14 protein-coding genes are annotated in these 14,210 nt (G+C 40.3%); 7 read left to right on the top strand and 7 right to left on the bottom strand.

Annotated elements, in window-relative coordinates:
* Positions 1–60 precede the first annotated feature (60 nt).
* Genes ACFSBH_RS00960 through ACFSBH_RS00950 form a run of 3 tightly spaced genes read right to left on the bottom strand, consistent with a single transcriptional unit; the run spans position 61 to position 1,419 of the window.
* Positions 61–345: a hypothetical protein gene (locus ACFSBH_RS00960; RefSeq protein ID WP_251514132.1), complete on the bottom strand. Its 285-nt coding sequence runs from the start codon at positions 343–345 to the stop codon at positions 61–63.
* Between the two features lie 6 nt (positions 346–351).
* Positions 352–762: a Spx/MgsR family RNA polymerase-binding regulatory protein gene (locus ACFSBH_RS00955; protein WP_251514129.1), complete on the bottom strand. Its 411-nt coding sequence runs from the start codon at positions 760–762 to the stop codon at positions 352–354.
* 39 nt (positions 763–801) lie between these two features.
* The gene (locus ACFSBH_RS00950; protein ID WP_251514126.1) at positions 802–1,419 is read right to left on the bottom strand and encodes a TetR/AcrR family transcriptional regulator; all 618 of its coding nucleotides are present in this window, start codon (positions 1,417–1,419) and stop codon (positions 802–804) included.
* A 786-nt stretch (positions 1,420–2,205) separates the two neighbouring features.
* Here ACFSBH_RS00950 and ACFSBH_RS00945 point away from each other — a divergent pair.
* Genes ACFSBH_RS00945 through ACFSBH_RS00930 form a run of 4 tightly spaced genes read left to right on the top strand, consistent with a single transcriptional unit; the run spans position 2,206 to position 5,974 of the window.
* Positions 2,206–3,312 (top strand): ABC transporter ATP-binding protein, encoded by a 1,107-nt coding sequence (locus ACFSBH_RS00945; protein ID WP_251514124.1) that lies wholly within the window; start codon positions 2,206–2,208, stop codon positions 3,310–3,312.
* Positions 3,305–4,108 (top strand): ABC transporter permease, encoded by an 804-nt coding sequence (locus ACFSBH_RS00940; RefSeq protein ID WP_251514122.1) that lies wholly within the window; start codon positions 3,305–3,307, stop codon positions 4,106–4,108. Before ACFSBH_RS00945 ends, ACFSBH_RS00940 begins: the two co-directional genes overlap by 8 nt.
* A gap of 1 nt (position 4,109) precedes the next feature.
* Positions 4,110–4,910, top strand: a complete 801-nt coding sequence (locus ACFSBH_RS00935; RefSeq protein ID WP_379595606.1) for an ABC transporter permease — start codon at positions 4,110–4,112, stop codon at positions 4,908–4,910.
* Entirely contained in the window at positions 4,907–5,974 is a 1,068-nt protein-coding gene (locus ACFSBH_RS00930) for an ABC transporter substrate-binding protein (protein ID WP_251514117.1), read from the top strand. The genes ACFSBH_RS00935 and ACFSBH_RS00930 overlap by 4 nt, the downstream gene beginning before the upstream one ends.
* A gap of 56 nt (positions 5,975–6,030) precedes the next feature.
* Here the strand turns inward: ACFSBH_RS00930 and ACFSBH_RS00925 are convergent, their stop codons facing one another.
* Both ACFSBH_RS00925 and htpG read right to left on the bottom strand, forming a co-directional pair.
* Positions 6,031–6,204 (bottom strand): hypothetical protein, encoded by a 174-nt coding sequence (locus tag ACFSBH_RS00925; protein ID WP_379595604.1) that lies wholly within the window; start codon positions 6,202–6,204, stop codon positions 6,031–6,033.
* An 81-nt stretch (positions 6,205–6,285) separates the two neighbouring features.
* Positions 6,286–8,169 (bottom strand): molecular chaperone HtpG, encoded by a 1,884-nt coding sequence (htpG, locus tag ACFSBH_RS00920; RefSeq protein ID WP_251514115.1) that lies wholly within the window; start codon positions 8,167–8,169, stop codon positions 6,286–6,288.
* 232 nt (positions 8,170–8,401) lie between these two features.
* Here htpG and ACFSBH_RS00915 point away from each other — a divergent pair, with 232 nt between their 5' ends.
* The gene (locus ACFSBH_RS00915) at positions 8,402–9,112 is read left to right on the top strand and encodes an NAD-dependent protein deacylase (protein WP_251514113.1); all 711 of its coding nucleotides are present in this window, start codon (positions 8,402–8,404) and stop codon (positions 9,110–9,112) included.
* 196 nt (positions 9,113–9,308) lie between these two features.
* Here the strand turns inward: ACFSBH_RS00915 and ACFSBH_RS00910 are convergent, their stop codons facing one another.
* Together ACFSBH_RS00910 and ACFSBH_RS00905 are read right to left on the bottom strand one after the other, a co-directional pair.
* The gene (locus tag ACFSBH_RS00910; RefSeq protein WP_379595601.1) at positions 9,309–9,902 is read right to left on the bottom strand and encodes a YpjP family protein; all 594 of its coding nucleotides are present in this window, start codon (positions 9,900–9,902) and stop codon (positions 9,309–9,311) included.
* Between the two features lie 139 nt (positions 9,903–10,041).
* On the bottom strand, positions 10,042–11,274 hold the full coding sequence (locus ACFSBH_RS00905) for an MFS transporter (protein WP_251514109.1): 1,233 nt from the start codon (positions 11,272–11,274) through the stop codon (positions 10,042–10,044).
* A 302-nt stretch (positions 11,275–11,576) separates the two neighbouring features.
* Between ACFSBH_RS00905 and ACFSBH_RS00900 the strand changes: the two genes are divergently transcribed.
* Positions 11,577–12,989 (top strand): LysM peptidoglycan-binding domain-containing protein, encoded by a 1,413-nt coding sequence (locus ACFSBH_RS00900; RefSeq protein ID WP_251514106.1) that lies wholly within the window; start codon positions 11,577–11,579, stop codon positions 12,987–12,989.
* A 171-nt stretch (positions 12,990–13,160) separates the two neighbouring features.
* Positions 13,161–14,048, top strand: coding sequence for a helix-turn-helix domain-containing protein (locus tag ACFSBH_RS00895; protein ID WP_251514104.1), 888 nt, complete (start codon positions 13,161–13,163; stop codon positions 14,046–14,048).
* Positions 14,049–14,210: the final 162 nt, after the last annotated feature.

Raw genomic sequence — 14,210 nt, 5'->3', positions numbered from 1 at the left:
CACCAGGCCATTCTTCTTTTGAAGCAAATAAAAATAAGGCAAACCTTCGTCAGGCCTACCTTATTGTTTATATTCCTTGAAGGTTTGTACAAACTGTTCTGGAGAACTTTTTACCATATAGGAGAAAACACCTTTATTCGTATGTACATACAGTAGTCCGCCTTTTGGACCTATCAATCGGTAAGACATATCGTTTATGGTATGGAAGTCAAACTCACGATGCCTAGTTACCAGTCGATCCTCATATAAATACATCGTCCGTTCCTCTTCTGTATTAGTCTGAGTGATGGAATCGACCGTACGTACAATTTTCACATATGGTTGTTTAGCCAATAATTGAGACATATGATTTTATCCTTCTGCGAGGTGCAGTTGATTTAGTCTCCATTGCATCCATTGGCGTTCCCTTGTTTTCCTTGGAAGGAATTGGCGGATATCATCTTCGTGATAACCTACTTGAAGTCGTTTTTCATCAACCATAATAGGACTCCGTAAAAGTCGAGGATGTTGATGAATTAGTTCGAGCAGTTCTTGAAGTGGAAGTGTTTCAATATCCAAATCCAAGTCTTTATAAATTTTTGACCTAGTGGAGATAATTTCATCTGTCCCATCCACCGTCATTCTTAAAATCCCTTGAAGTTCTGATACAGTCAACGGATTCTTTAAAATGTTCCGTTCCACATAAGAGATATTTTGCTTCGTAAACCATTGCTTTGCTTTCCTTGTCGATGAACATGCAGCTCCATAAATCGTCACTGTCATATATCATACCCCATTCCTTTAAGATTTTGCGTTTCAATCTTATGTTGTTTTAGCTAAGCCTTTTTTCAATAATTTCATTTCTACTTTAAACCGTTCGATCGCTTCATCATCAGATAATTCTTTCGTAAATTTCTCCACGAAATTCCGAAATGCAACCGCCGAGATAATGTGGATGAGGTGTGTCAATTCTTTATCTGATTCGATATTTAAAATATCTTTATTTATAAGCCGTGAAATTTCTTTAATTCCATCTCTTTTTACATTACTCTCTATTATTTCAATGAAAATGTTTTCAATCTGATGAGTTACATTGAGAAGCGCATTCCGGAAAAAGTTATACTCTTTGTCATCTGGCAACTCAATCAACAGTTCATAATAAAAGGCAGTAATTGCTTCAAAAAGATTACCCTCATGTTTTGCAAGCTGCTCGATAAATTGCTTATTCCTCCGATTTGCTTGTTCTTGAAGAATGTAATAATATGCGTCCTCTTTATCTTCAAAGTATTGATAGAAGCTCCCTCGTGATATCCCTGCTGTTTTAACGATATTTGCAATGGAAGCTTCAAATACTGGTACCCGGGAAAACTCTAATTCCATAGCCTTAATTAAGGAATGACGCTTTTTTTCTGGCAGATTAAAAAATGTTGCTTTAGGCATCCGCTAACCTCCATTTCCACCAGATAATGACACCGTGTCACAACTCGATAGTTTTATATTAAATGACACAGTGTCATTTGTCAACGCGCTTCACCAAATTCCTAACTTTTTACTTATTTTTACCACAATTAATTTGTTTATTACTTAATATGTTTATCTTAGCAAACGCATCGCATTTATTTAGCAGGATGGCGCGTGTTCCAACTAGGGAAAATCAGATTAATAAAGCTAATGTGAGAGATATTAAAGTTAGTAAGGAAATTTAAGTAATTTATCATCCCGAACACATGAGGTACTATTCTTTTTTAGTAAGAGAAATTCTATTACCTTCCCATGGACGCGAGTTTATTCTCTGTTCGGGATCATACTACTCTTTTAACTTCCCGAAATCATAAGATGCAAACTTTTCCGGGAAAATAAAAGTTGTTTATTATCCTGGAGACATGGCGTTCTTAACACTTCGGGAAAGTAAAGCCTGTTTGTTTTCCCGAAGGCATTACGCACTTATCCTTTCGGGAGAGTAAAGCCTGTTTGTTTTCTTGAAGACTTCGAAGTCCTATCTCTTCGGGAAAGTAAACCCACTTTAACTTTGTGAAAATATATTTTTAGGATAGATGGTTGATCCCTGCAAAAATTAGGGAAAACATTTAATCTGTGGACGTGTTGAAGCCCCTATCCAGTAAGCTCAAATCAATGAAATAACCTAAAAAAATAATTATTTCTTTTTCAAAAGTTTGGTTGTATAATTATTTTCGACTTATACGACGTATGACAAAGGAGACAGAAATGGAAAATGCTTCTATCATTCAATTTGTGAATGTTACAAAAACATTCGCGGATGACACCATTGTTTTAGATAATGTAAGCTTTGAAATAGAACGCGGAAAATTTTATACGTTGCTAGGACCTTCAGGATGTGGGAAAACGACCATTTTACGTTTAATTGCAGGCTTTATCGAACCCACATCTGGGGAGGTTTATTTTGATGGAAAGAAAATCAACCATCTGCCAGCCAATAAACGACAGGTCAATACTGTTTTTCAAGATTATGCCCTATTCCCTCATTTGAATGTATTTGAAAATGTTGCTTTTGGCTTGCGGATTAAACGAGAGAAAAAATCAGTTATAGAGGCAAAAGTTAAAGAGGCACTGAGCTTTGTTAACTTATCTGGATATGAGAACAGGGAAATCAGCGAAATGTCAGGTGGTCAGCGACAGCGGGTGGCGATTGCACGTGCGATCGTGAATGAGCCAAAAGTGATTTTGCTGGACGAGCCGCTCTCTGCACTCGATCTTAAATTACGGACACAAATGCAGTATGAGCTCCGAGAATTACAGCGTCGTCTCGGTATTACTTTTATTTTTGTTACGCATGACCAAGAAGAAGCGTTGGCGATGTCTGATGAAATATTTGTCATCAATAAAGGAAAGATTCAACAAAGCGGGACACCAATTGATATTTACGATGAACCGATTAACCGATTCGTTGCTGACTTTATCGGAGAATCAAATATTGTTAAAGGTAAAATGATTGAGGATTATTTAGTGGAATTCGCAGGTAAGCGATTTACCTGTGTAGATGGAGGAATCACCCCGAATGAGCCGGTCGAGATTGTCATCCGTCCGGAAGATCTGGAGATAACGAAGAAAGGTGCGGGGAAACTTGAAGTAACCGTCCATTCAAAGCTGTTCCGTGGTGTCCATTATGAGATGACTTGCCGTGACGTTGAAGGTAATGATTGGCTCGTCCATACAACACGCAAAGTGGATGTCGGTGATATGATTGGACTCGACTTCGAGCCGGAAGCTATTCATGTCATGCGTTTTGATGAGTCGGAGGAAGACTTCGACCGACGTATGGAGCAGTATACGGAGGAAGAGGCAAATGGATAATAAATTCCTGCGCAACCTGTATATGGTACCTTATGCAGTGTGGATTATCGTTTTTGTCATTGCACCAATTTTACTCGTACTATATTATTCTTTTTTAGATATTCATGGGAATTTCTCGTTAGTGAATTATGAGCGATTTTTTACATCAGTCTATTTGAAACTGACGCTTAGTTCTTTTTGGTATGCGTTTCTCATAACCTTAATTTCCTTACTGGTTGCATACCCAACAGCATATTTACTAACCAAAACAAAACATAAACATTTGTGGTTACTGCTCATCATCGTCCCTTCATGGATTAACTTGTTATTAAAAGCTTATGCATTCATTGGTATTTTTGGGGCTTATGGGGCGGCAAATAATTTCCTTGAATTCATTGGAATTGGTTCGAGACAATTATTATTTACCGACTTTAGCTTTGTATTTGTAGCAGTTTATATCTTCATCCCGTTTATGATTCTGCCCATCTTTAATGCATTAAACAGTTTGAACCCGACATTGATCGATGCGGCAAATGATTTAGGCGCTTCCAGATGGACAACCTTTTCAAAAGTCATCTTTCCACTGACGTTAAACGGAGTGAAAACGGGTTGTCAGGTCGTCTTTATCCCTGCCCTCTCGTTATTCATGTTGACGAGACTAATTGCAGGAAACCGGGTAATCACCCTTGGTACAGCTATTGAGCAACATTTTCTCGTTACTCAGGACTGGGGGATGGGATCAACGATTGCAGTATTCTTGATATTGATCATGTTTCTCATTATCCGATTGACCGGATTTAGAAAGCGGGGTGCATAATATGCGTGAAAAGCCATCTGCAGCAGGAAAAACATTCTTAATCATCGTCTTTTCCATTCTGTATGCGCCAATTTTTTATTTGATTTTTTACTCATTCAACAGCGGTGGGACTATGAGCGGGTTTGAAGGATTTACCCTTGACTGGTATCGTGAATTACTTGGAGATACGAGGCTGCTCATCATCGTGTTGAATACGCTTGTGATTGCTTTGTTGTCTGCGCTGATTGCAACGATAATTGGAACGTTTGGGGCAATTGGGATCCATTCTTTAAAAAAGAATAAGGGCTCGATCCTCGGCTTGAATAATGTTTTGATTGTGAGTCCGGATGTCATCATCGGTGCTTCCTTCCTTATTTTATTTACAATCGCAGGGATGCGGCTCGGATTTTATTCCGTGCTTTTATCGCATATTGCTTTCAGCATACCAATCGTCGTGTTGATGGTGTTGCCAAAGCTGGCGGAGATGAACCCTTCCTTGATTGATGCGGCCCGTGATTTAGGAGCCAGCAGTTGGGATGTATTTACAAAAGTTATCTTCCCTTATATTACACCAGGAATATTTGCTGGATTTTTCATGGCTCTCACGTATTCCTTGGATGATTTTGCCGTGACATTTTTTGTGACGGGTAATGGATTCTCTACGCTATCCGTTGAAATTTATTCGATGGCTAGACAAGGGATTTCATTAAATATCAACGCGCTTTCTACGATTCTTTTCCTATTCACCATCCTATTAGTAGGCATCTATTACATCCTTACCCAGCGTAGTGGTCTGCGGATAGGAGGGAGCTTTAGAAGATGAAAAAATTAATGACTGGGTTTATTGCAATAGCCCTTGTTTCTGCTCTCATGCTCGTAATCATCGATCGGCTGAATGCTGCCCAAGGCTATTCTGGTGCCGATACACTGACGGTATATAACTGGGGTGATTATATCGATATGGAGCTCATCGACCGTTTTGAGGAGGAAACAGGAATTACTGTCATATACGAGACGTTTGATTCCAATGAATCGATGATGACTAAAGTTCAGCAAGGTGGTACAACATACGACATCGCGGTTCCTTCAGAATATATGATTGAAAAAATGAAAGAGGAAGATTTGCTCGTTGAACTGGACCACGAGAAATTACCGAACCTGAAATATATTGACGAGCGTTTTTTAGACCTGGCTTTTGATGAAGGGAATAAATACTCTGTGCCATACTTTTGGGGGACTGTCGGTATTTTGTACAATCCGGAAATGCTTCCTGGAAAAACCTTTACGAGCTGGGATGATTTATGGGATCCAGAATTGAAAAATGAAATTTTACTGATCGACGGTGCAAGAGAAGTAATGGGTATGGGCTTGAACTCCCTCGGCTATTCCCTCAATGATACCGATCCGGAACATTTGCAGGAAGCGTTGGAAAAGCTTCAAACGTTAACACCGAATGTGAAAGCAATTGTCGGTGATGAGAATAAACTTCTCATGGCGAACAATGAAGCAGCAGTTGCCCTTGCATGGTCCGGAGACGCCCGTGATATTATGTGGGAAAATGAAGCACTCGATTATGTCGTCCCTGAAGAAGGATCTAATCTATGGTTTGATAATATGGTCATTCCAAAAACCTCCGACAATATCGAAGGAGCCCATCAGTTCATCAATTTCATGCTTGATCCGGAAATTGCAGCAATAAATACAGAATATGTAAGTTACTCCACACCTAATCAAGCTGCTCTAGATTATTTGCCGGAAGAGATGGTAGAGGATGAACGATTCTATCCCTCCTCTGAACTGACAGAGCGTTTAGAGGTTTATGAAAACTTGGGCCAAGAAATGCTTGGACTGTATAATGAGCTGTTCCTAACGTTTAAAATGCATTAAGTATTGCCAAAAATTAGAGGAAAGCCCCGGCCGAGATTCATTCGTCCGGGGCTTTTTCAAGACCGTTTCCATGCATGATACACGAGGAAAACAATGATGATAAGAAATAAAATCGGTGGCAGAAAACCAATCCAATTCATACTTTCCAGCATGTTTATCACTTCCTTTGCATCACAGTCACTTCCTGGCCAAGTGATATTCTTTGAGAATTTCAAGTTACTAACTATCATACAATATTCAGTAAACATTTAACAGTCAGTCACTTCGAAGAAAAAACGGTACCTTCCAATAGGAAAAGTACCGTTTCGTATTTAGAGCATCACTTTAACCATGTCATTCGTGAATGCAACCGGGTCTTCAATTGGAAGCCCTTCAATGAGCAATGCTTGGTTGAATAAGAGATTCGTATACAGCTTGAGCTGCTCCTCCCCTTGATCATGTGCACGTTGGAGGGCATTCATGATTTCGTGGTTTACGTTGATCTCCAGCACTTTATCAGCTTTAATTTGCTGGTCATCTGGCATGGAATTGATGATTTTTTCCATTTCGATGGAAATTTCTCCGTCAGCAGTAAGGACTACAGGATGTGACTTCAAGCGCTTCGATGCACGCACATCTGTCACCTTATCTCCGAGAACTTCTTTCATTTTCTTGAAGAGGTCCTCATGTTCTTTTGCCGCTTCCTTCTCTTCTTCTTTTTCCTTCTCATCTGGCTCAATACCTAAATCGCCACTAGAGACGTTTTTGAATTCTTTATCTTTATAACTCATCAACATGCGGATCGCAAATTCATCAATTTCGTCTGTGAAGTATAGAATTTCGTAGCCTTTATCTTTCACCAATTCCGTTTGTGGAAGTTTATCCGCCCGTTCTACCGTATCTCCTTGCGCATAATAGATATATTTCTGTTCCTCCGGCATGCGCTCTACATACTCATCCAGTGTGACCAATTTCTTTTCCTTCGATGAATAGAATAACAGGAGGTCTTGCAGAACCTCTTTATGCTGTCCAAAATCACTGTAGACTCCGTATTTCAACTGTTGACCAAAGGATTGATAGAAACGTTCATAAGCTTCACGATCATTAGTAAGAATTTGCTTTAATTGTTGTTTAATTCGTTTATTGATATTTTTCTCGATTATTTTCAACTGACGGTCATGCTGCAACATCTCTCTTGAGATATTCAAGGAAAGATCCTCGGAATCAACAAGACCTTTTACAAAACTGAAGTAATCCGGGAGCAGCTCTGGGCTTTTCTCCATGATCAGAACACCATTGGAGTATAATTCTAGACCTTTCTCATATTCTTTCGTGTAGTAATTATATGGTGCACTTTCCGGGATATAAAGAATAGCATCATAGCGAACGGCACCATCAACAGAAATATGAATATGTTTTAGTGGCTTATCAAAGCCATAATGTTTTTCACGATAAAAGTTTTCATAGTCTTCATCGGTCAGTTCACTCTTGTTTTTCTTCCAAATTGGAATCATCGTATTCAACGTTTCTTCTGTGATGACGTCTTCATACTCGTCCTCAGTTCCCTCTTTCAGCTTGCTTTCCGTAACATCCATTTTGATCGGATAGCGAATGAAATCAGAGTACTTTTTCACAATTTGTCTGATGCGATACTCTTCAAGAAACTCGTCATAGGACTCTTCCTCTTCATTTTCTTTAATGTAGAGGATGATTTCTGTTCCTACTTCTTCCTTTTCTGCCGGTTCAATCGTATATCCATCCGGACCAGTCGACTCCCATTTATAAGCTTCTTCACTGTCAATAGAACGACTGATGACCGTCACCTTTTCCGCAACCATAAATGCAGCATAGAATCCGACACCGAATTGACCAATAATGTCATGTCCATCTTTAATTTCATTTTCTTTCTTAAATTGATGGGAACCACTTTTCGCGATAATACCTAGGTTATTCTCCATCTCTTCCTTCGTCATCCCGATTCCGGTATCCGTTACTGTTAAGGTACGTGTGTCCTTATTCGGGGTGAGTTTAATATAGTAATCGTCTTTGTTGAAAGTTAAGTTGTCGTCTGTAAGGGCTCGGTAATACAGTTTATCGATGGCATCACTTGCATTCGAAATAAGCTCTCTCAGGAAAACTTCCCGCTGGGAGTAAATCGAGTTGATCACCATATCTAATAACTTCTTGGATTCTGCCTGAAATTCTCTTTTTTCCATGGTCTCTCTCCTCCGTTATGTACTTAAAAATAGAGAAACTATACTGTGCCTGCTTCCCTAATGACTTGAATAACATCATTTTAGCACTCATCGACCTCAAGTGCTAATCCAACTATTTTAATACCATATCCTTTTCCTTTAGTCAATTAACTTGCCAATGGATATGGGTAGCAATGGTGGACCTGAATTCCACTTACGGTATACTAAGGGTAATTACATAGGAGGGATAGTCATGCTTAGAGATTGGTTGAAGGAAGCAGATTATACGGTGGTGTTTACAGGAGCTGGCATGTCGACAGAAAGCGGTTTGCCTGATTTTCGTTCGGCCAATAGAGGGTTATGGAAACAAAAAGACCCATCACAGCTTGCCAGTACGGAGGCACTTAATCATAACGTGGAAGAATTTATTGCGTTTTACAGAGAACGAGTACTTGGTGTGAAGGAATACGGGCCTCATAAAGGGCATGAGATTCTTGCAAAGTGGGAGAAAGCAGGGCTGATTCAATCGGTTATAACACAAAATGTCGATGGATTTCATCAGCTAGCAGGAAGTGAACGTGTTGCCGAATTACATGGTACACTTCAAAAATTGCATTGTGAAACATGTGGACGTGAATACAATAGTGAGAAATATGTAGAAGATACATTTTATTGTGAGTGCGGTGGCGTGTTGCGCCCTTCCATCGTATTATTTGGTGAAAGTTTACCCGTAGATGCATTTGAGTTCGCACTTCAGGAAACAGAGAAAGCGGATCTTTTTATTGTCCTCGGCTCTTCCCTAACCGTTACCCCCGCAAATCAATTTCCGATACTTGCGAAAGAAAGTGGAGCAAGATTGGTAATCGTGAACCAAGATGATACCCCACTCGACCGACATGCGGATTTGGTGATTCAGGATAGAAAGATTGGAGAATTGTTGTTGGAGTTGGATGGGGAGATCTAGGGTTTGAAGTGAGGGTAGCGTTTTTGACGGAGGGGCGAGCGCTTTTCGCGGAGGAGCGAGCGCTTTTCGCGGAGGTGTGAGCGCTTTTAACGGAGCGGCGAGCGCTTTTAACGGCTGGCATGGGCTTTCAGCAAAAGCTAGCATGGCAGCGCAAAAGAAAAAGGCGCATGAATTATATTCATGCGCCTTCTTTATATTATGCCATCCACTTTGGTGGTGTATTTTTATCCCAATAGATCTCGCCGATTGTGTGATGCTCTTTGAAGTCGTCTTTACCTAGGTGATAGTGAAAGTTGAAGTAGTAACCTTCCAGGGGCCGGTTGTCGCGGCGGACGTGGAATCTTACGACATCTTCATCCGTTCTAAGATCTGTAACATGAAAAATCCGCTCTCCGTAGCCTTTTGAAGGTTTTTCGGTGATGCCGTAGTAGCGAACTGCATCTTCTCCTGCTTCCGAAGCCAATTGTTCCAAGACTGCTTCCATCTTAGGTAAAATAACCTCAGAAAACTCATCCTCTACCTGTTCAGCAATTCTTGGACCAAATTTCAAGAGACTTTGGACTTTCGCCTGTTCTTGCAACTCACTTAAATAATCAGGCTCTAAATCTTCGACCAACACGGTTTCATAGGTTTCCAGTGTCTGTTCGGTCGGACTCAATTCAGCTTGGTCTACATCAGCTTTTGAGGAGAGACTATTTTTATTATCTTCCGCTTCAATTTCTAGTAATGTCGTTGGAGTGTACATGCCCAACGTCATAATGGCTACAAGTACAACGAATACTTTTCTCATCCACAACTTCACGGCAATCACTTCCCAATCGTTTCATTACTACAATTTTAACATTTTCTAGGTGAATGTCTATCGGGAAAAAGAATTATTAAATTAAGATTCTATTACAAGGGATGAGAAAGTATACTGGACTTGCCTCCTATTTTAATGAACGGAAAACAAAGAAAAAGTATAGAGAGCCTACAAGATAGATTCCTGCCGTAATGCTGAATACATGGGCATAACCCCAATAGGAACCATACTTAAGAACAATTCCTGTAGAGACAGGTCCCATAAACGCCCACCCCAGATTGAATACCATTTGGTTGACTGAGTTCGCAAGCCCCTTCATGGAGTCATTTACTTTTGACATCATCAAGGAAGACTGGATGGGGTTACCAGCATTCATCAATGCCTGTCGAAATAGAAAACCAATAGCCGCAATCCATAGACTCGTCGAGAAAGCGGTAAGCAGTAAAAACGGCAGGGATAACAACTGTAATGTCACCACTGCCCTCACCTCACCCAGGCGCTGTACAACGAGCGGACCAATAAACATCGCCAAAGCGGTTGCAGCCTGCCCTAAAGCAATAATAACTCCAATCATTGAAGTCGATGCCTGAAAGCGGTCGGCAAAATAGAGATTGAGATACGGAATGACGAGTCCGCTCCCTGTTCCGATAATGAGTTGAGCCACCGCAAAAAGAGCAACAACCTTTAATCCGGTTTTATTCTTACTCATGAATCTTCGAATGCTCGGATTTTCCTGTTCATTTCTTTTCTCTCTCGGCTTCTCCTTCATTTTCATAATTGGAATAATAGAAACAAAGTAAAACAAACTACCAAAAAGCAATGTATAACGAATACTGAATAAATCAGTCATGAATAAAGAAAAGAAGTCCGTCATTACACCACCAAGCAGGTTACCGATCACATTGGCCGCCATCATGACCGCCGAGTGTAGACTGAATAAATGGATCCGCTGCTTCGTCCCGGAATTTTCTGCAAGCCAAGGTATAATCGATACTTGGAAAAAGGCGAGCGCAATCCCGGTTGCAAAACCGGTTCCAAGCAGAAATGATTCCAACTCTACCAAACTACGTGAAGCCAAGATAACGCCACCGATTACTACACCAGCAGCCATTACCTTCTTCCGACCGAGCCGATCACTCATAATTCCAGCCGGTACTAAGATAATGGCTGTAGCTAAGGAAGTTAAAGCAATTATTTCCCCGTTTACCTGTTGAGGTAAGCCAAGTGCTCGAATATAGAAATTATATACGACCATGAACGCCCCAAGGCCGATTTGTGTAAATATATTTGCCAAGATCGCCAATTTAATATTGCGGTTATAGGTCCGGAATTGCCCAACCCACTCTTGTAGAAAAGTCAATTTTTTTCGCCGCCCTTAGTTATTTAGTAAAATTGCATGGAATTCACCCACACAAAATTACTTCGTGTCCCTAAATAGTTTAGAGCTTTTTAAATGAATTGTAAATGGTTAACAGCCCACTCCTCCCTCGTGTCCGGCTTTTTAGGCATATACACATTTTCATAAGTAAAAACATAGGATAAAATGATCTTCTTCATTCATTAGAACGAATTGCGAGCTGTGTATCCTGTCTTCATCATTTGAGCCGGAATATGACAGCCATTCATATACGATAAATAGTTAGAAAAGAGGAGGAAAGTGTTTTGATTATCCATGTTGTCAAGGCTGGGGATCAATTATATGACCTTGCTCAGCGGTATCAGGTTGACCTCAATCAATTAATAGCAGTAAACGAATTACCTGATCCAAATCGGCTTGTCATTGGTTTGGCGCTACTTATTCCAATCAAAGGAACTTGGCATACCGTACTAGCGGGAGAAAGCATGTGGAGCATTGCCGGTAATTATCGAATACCTTTAAACTCTATTTTGAATGCCAATCCAAATATAGACCCCACAGCTCTTATGCCTGGTATGAAAATCTATGTACCATTGCAAAGTCATGAAGTACAACAAGGAGAGACTCTTGCTACTATTGCAAGTCTCTACGGCGTATCCATTTATTCACTGGCACAAGAAAATGCGCTGACGATAACCGATCCTATTTTCAGCGGACAAACATTATATATCCCTCGGGAAAAACCAATTATTGAGGTCAATGCCTATTCCTATCAACCAGATGCAGAAGGGGCCCAGTCTATACGGGAGGTTGGAGAACTATTAACGATTGCAAGCCCTTTTGCGTATTTGGTCCAGTCAGATGGAAGCATGGAACCGTTTGAGGATGTTTTAATGATTGCGGCAAGTTATGAAGAGAACATCGTACCGATGATGTCGATATTAAATTTCACCCCAGAGGATGAAGGATCTAGCGTGACACATACGATTCTTTCTAGTGAAGAATTAATGAATACTTTGCTTGATAATATTTTAGCGGTGATGAAGGAAAAGGGATATCAGGGATTGAATATCGATTTTGAATACGTGTTGCCCGAGGACCGGGAACGTTATAACACCTTCATTCAGCTTGCCGTCGATCGGTTGCATCCTGAAGGTTATTTCGTATCCACGGCGCTCGCCCCAAAAACAAGCGCTGATCAAACCGGATTATTGTATGAGGCACATGATTATGAAGCACATGGGCGACTTGCGGATTTCGTTGTCTTAATGACATATGAATGGGGATATATATACGGACCTCCCCAAGCGATTTCACCGATTAATCAAATGCGAAGAGTCGTGGAATATGCGTTAACGGAAATCCCTGCCGAAAAGATATTCCTCGGTTTTGAAATTTATGCAAGAGACTGGAAGCTGCCCCATGCAGAAGGTCAAGTTGCAGAAAACTTCAGTTCCCAGGAAGCGATTGAACGGGCGACGAGATATAATGCAGAGATTCAATATGACGAGGTCGCAGCATCCCCCTTTTTCCGGTATGTGGATGAGGAAGGGGTGGAGCACGAGGTTTGGTTTGAAGATGCAAGAAGTGCACAAGCCAAATTTGATTTAGCAAAAGAATATGGACTTGGCGGGATCAGTTATTGGGTGCTTGGTTATCCGTTCCCACAAAACTGGGAGCTGTTAAGGGAGAACTTTTTGGTTAGGAAAAGATTATAAAACGAAGAACGTGGCAAGCACACCCCAATAAAATAGCAAGATACTTAGATGGCGAATTTGAAAGAGAATTCGTCTTTTTGTATTGGTTGGATTATAACATTAGCACAAATTATCAAGTTTCCATAATTATTTTTAGATATACTTAAGACAAAAGATTAGGAGGTGTCCGGTTTGTCCTATCAAGAGCATGAAAAAACCATTCAACAAATATTGATTTTTATTGAAAAACATCTGACAGATAAATTACAGCTCCATTCTTTAGCAGAACAAGCCGGTTATTCGAAGTTTCATTTCCAACGTATTTTCCGGAGGATCACCGGTAAATCAGTCAAAGACTATATAAGGACACGCCGGATGTCTCAGGCAGCAAGTGATTTAATTTCTACAGATAAAAGAATAATAGATATTGCGTTGGATTACCGATTCGGTTCACAGGAAGCCTTCACAAGAGCCTTTAAGAAGGAGTACGACGTGACACCGGGACGTTATCGAAAATTACTCAGGAAACTAAATGATAAAGGAGAAATGAACATGGTTGAAGCGAACAATACTCCTGCCGGTTGGATTATGACAGGAGACACACCATCTGATTATGAGACAGGTTTGGATAATAGAATAGTCCATAGTGGTAATTACTCGGCATTTTTAAGATCAAAAGATGAAAGAGCTCGAGGTTTCGCGACATTGATGCAGCAAATCAAGGCAGATCGCTACCGAGGTGAGAGACTTCGCTTTTCCGCATTTGTTAAAAGTAAGGAGGTAAAAGGCTCAGCCGGATTATGGATGCGTATCGATCACTCTTCCGGGGAAGTACTTGCTTTCGACAATATGATGAATCGCCCAATCACAGGAACGAATGAATGGAATCATTTCAGCATTGTGTTGGATGTTCCAGTAAAAAGCGAAGTGATTTCGTTTGGGATATTATTGAACGGACAAGGTCAAGTTTGGATGGACGAACTTACATTTGAAATAGTAGACGAAAGTGTTCCGGTGACAGAGAATAATTCCAATGAGGAATTATCTAGCGAACCTGTTAATTTAAATTTCGAAGATTAACTACAAGATGCCTGATATGAAGGAGAATTTAATATGAAGAGATTCCTTTCAATCTTATTGCTGATTGCTAATGCAGTAACCTTTATGATAGGATTTGAATTTTTATTCGGTGAAGATAGAGATGAACACGAAATTTAAAAAGCAGAGGATGGGTAACCTCTG

The sequence above is a fragment of the Oceanobacillus luteolus genome (assembly GCF_042678205.1).
In the GTDB taxonomy this organism is placed as follows: domain Bacteria; phylum Bacillota; class Bacilli; order Bacillales; family Amphibacillaceae; genus Oceanobacillus; species Oceanobacillus luteolus.
This window is presented reverse-complemented; position numbering and strand designations above follow the sequence as displayed.

What these genes read in the sequence shown, in the direction of transcription:
- ACFSBH_RS00960 (WP_251514132.1), bottom strand. Translation starts at nt 345, where the DNA reads ATGTCTCAATTATTGGCTAAACAACCATATGTGAAAATTGTACGTACG.
- ACFSBH_RS00955 (WP_251514129.1), bottom strand. Translation starts at nt 762, where the DNA reads ATGACAGTGACGATTTATGGAGCTGCATGTTCATCGACAAGGAAAGCA.
- ACFSBH_RS00950 (WP_251514126.1), bottom strand. Translation starts at nt 1,419, where the DNA reads ATGCCTAAAGCAACATTTTTTAATCTGCCAGAAAAAAAGCGTCATTCC.
- ACFSBH_RS00945 (WP_251514124.1), top strand. Translation starts at nt 2,206, where the DNA reads ATGGAAAATGCTTCTATCATTCAATTTGTGAATGTTACAAAAACATTC.
- ACFSBH_RS00940 (WP_251514122.1), top strand. Translation starts at nt 3,305, where the DNA reads ATGGATAATAAATTCCTGCGCAACCTGTATATGGTACCTTATGCAGTG.
- ACFSBH_RS00935 (WP_379595606.1), top strand. Translation starts at nt 4,110, where the DNA reads ATGCGTGAAAAGCCATCTGCAGCAGGAAAAACATTCTTAATCATCGTC.
- ACFSBH_RS00930 (WP_251514117.1), top strand. Translation starts at nt 4,907, where the DNA reads ATGAAAAAATTAATGACTGGGTTTATTGCAATAGCCCTTGTTTCTGCT.
- ACFSBH_RS00925 (WP_379595604.1), bottom strand. Translation starts at nt 6,204, where the DNA reads ATGATAGTTAGTAACTTGAAATTCTCAAAGAATATCACTTGGCCAGGA.
- htpG (WP_251514115.1), bottom strand. Translation starts at nt 8,169, where the DNA reads ATGGAAAAAAGAGAATTTCAGGCAGAATCCAAGAAGTTATTAGATATG.
- ACFSBH_RS00915 (WP_251514113.1), top strand. Translation starts at nt 8,402, where the DNA reads ATGCTTAGAGATTGGTTGAAGGAAGCAGATTATACGGTGGTGTTTACA.
- ACFSBH_RS00910 (WP_379595601.1), bottom strand. Translation starts at nt 9,902, where the DNA reads ATGAGAAAAGTATTCGTTGTACTTGTAGCCATTATGACGTTGGGCATG.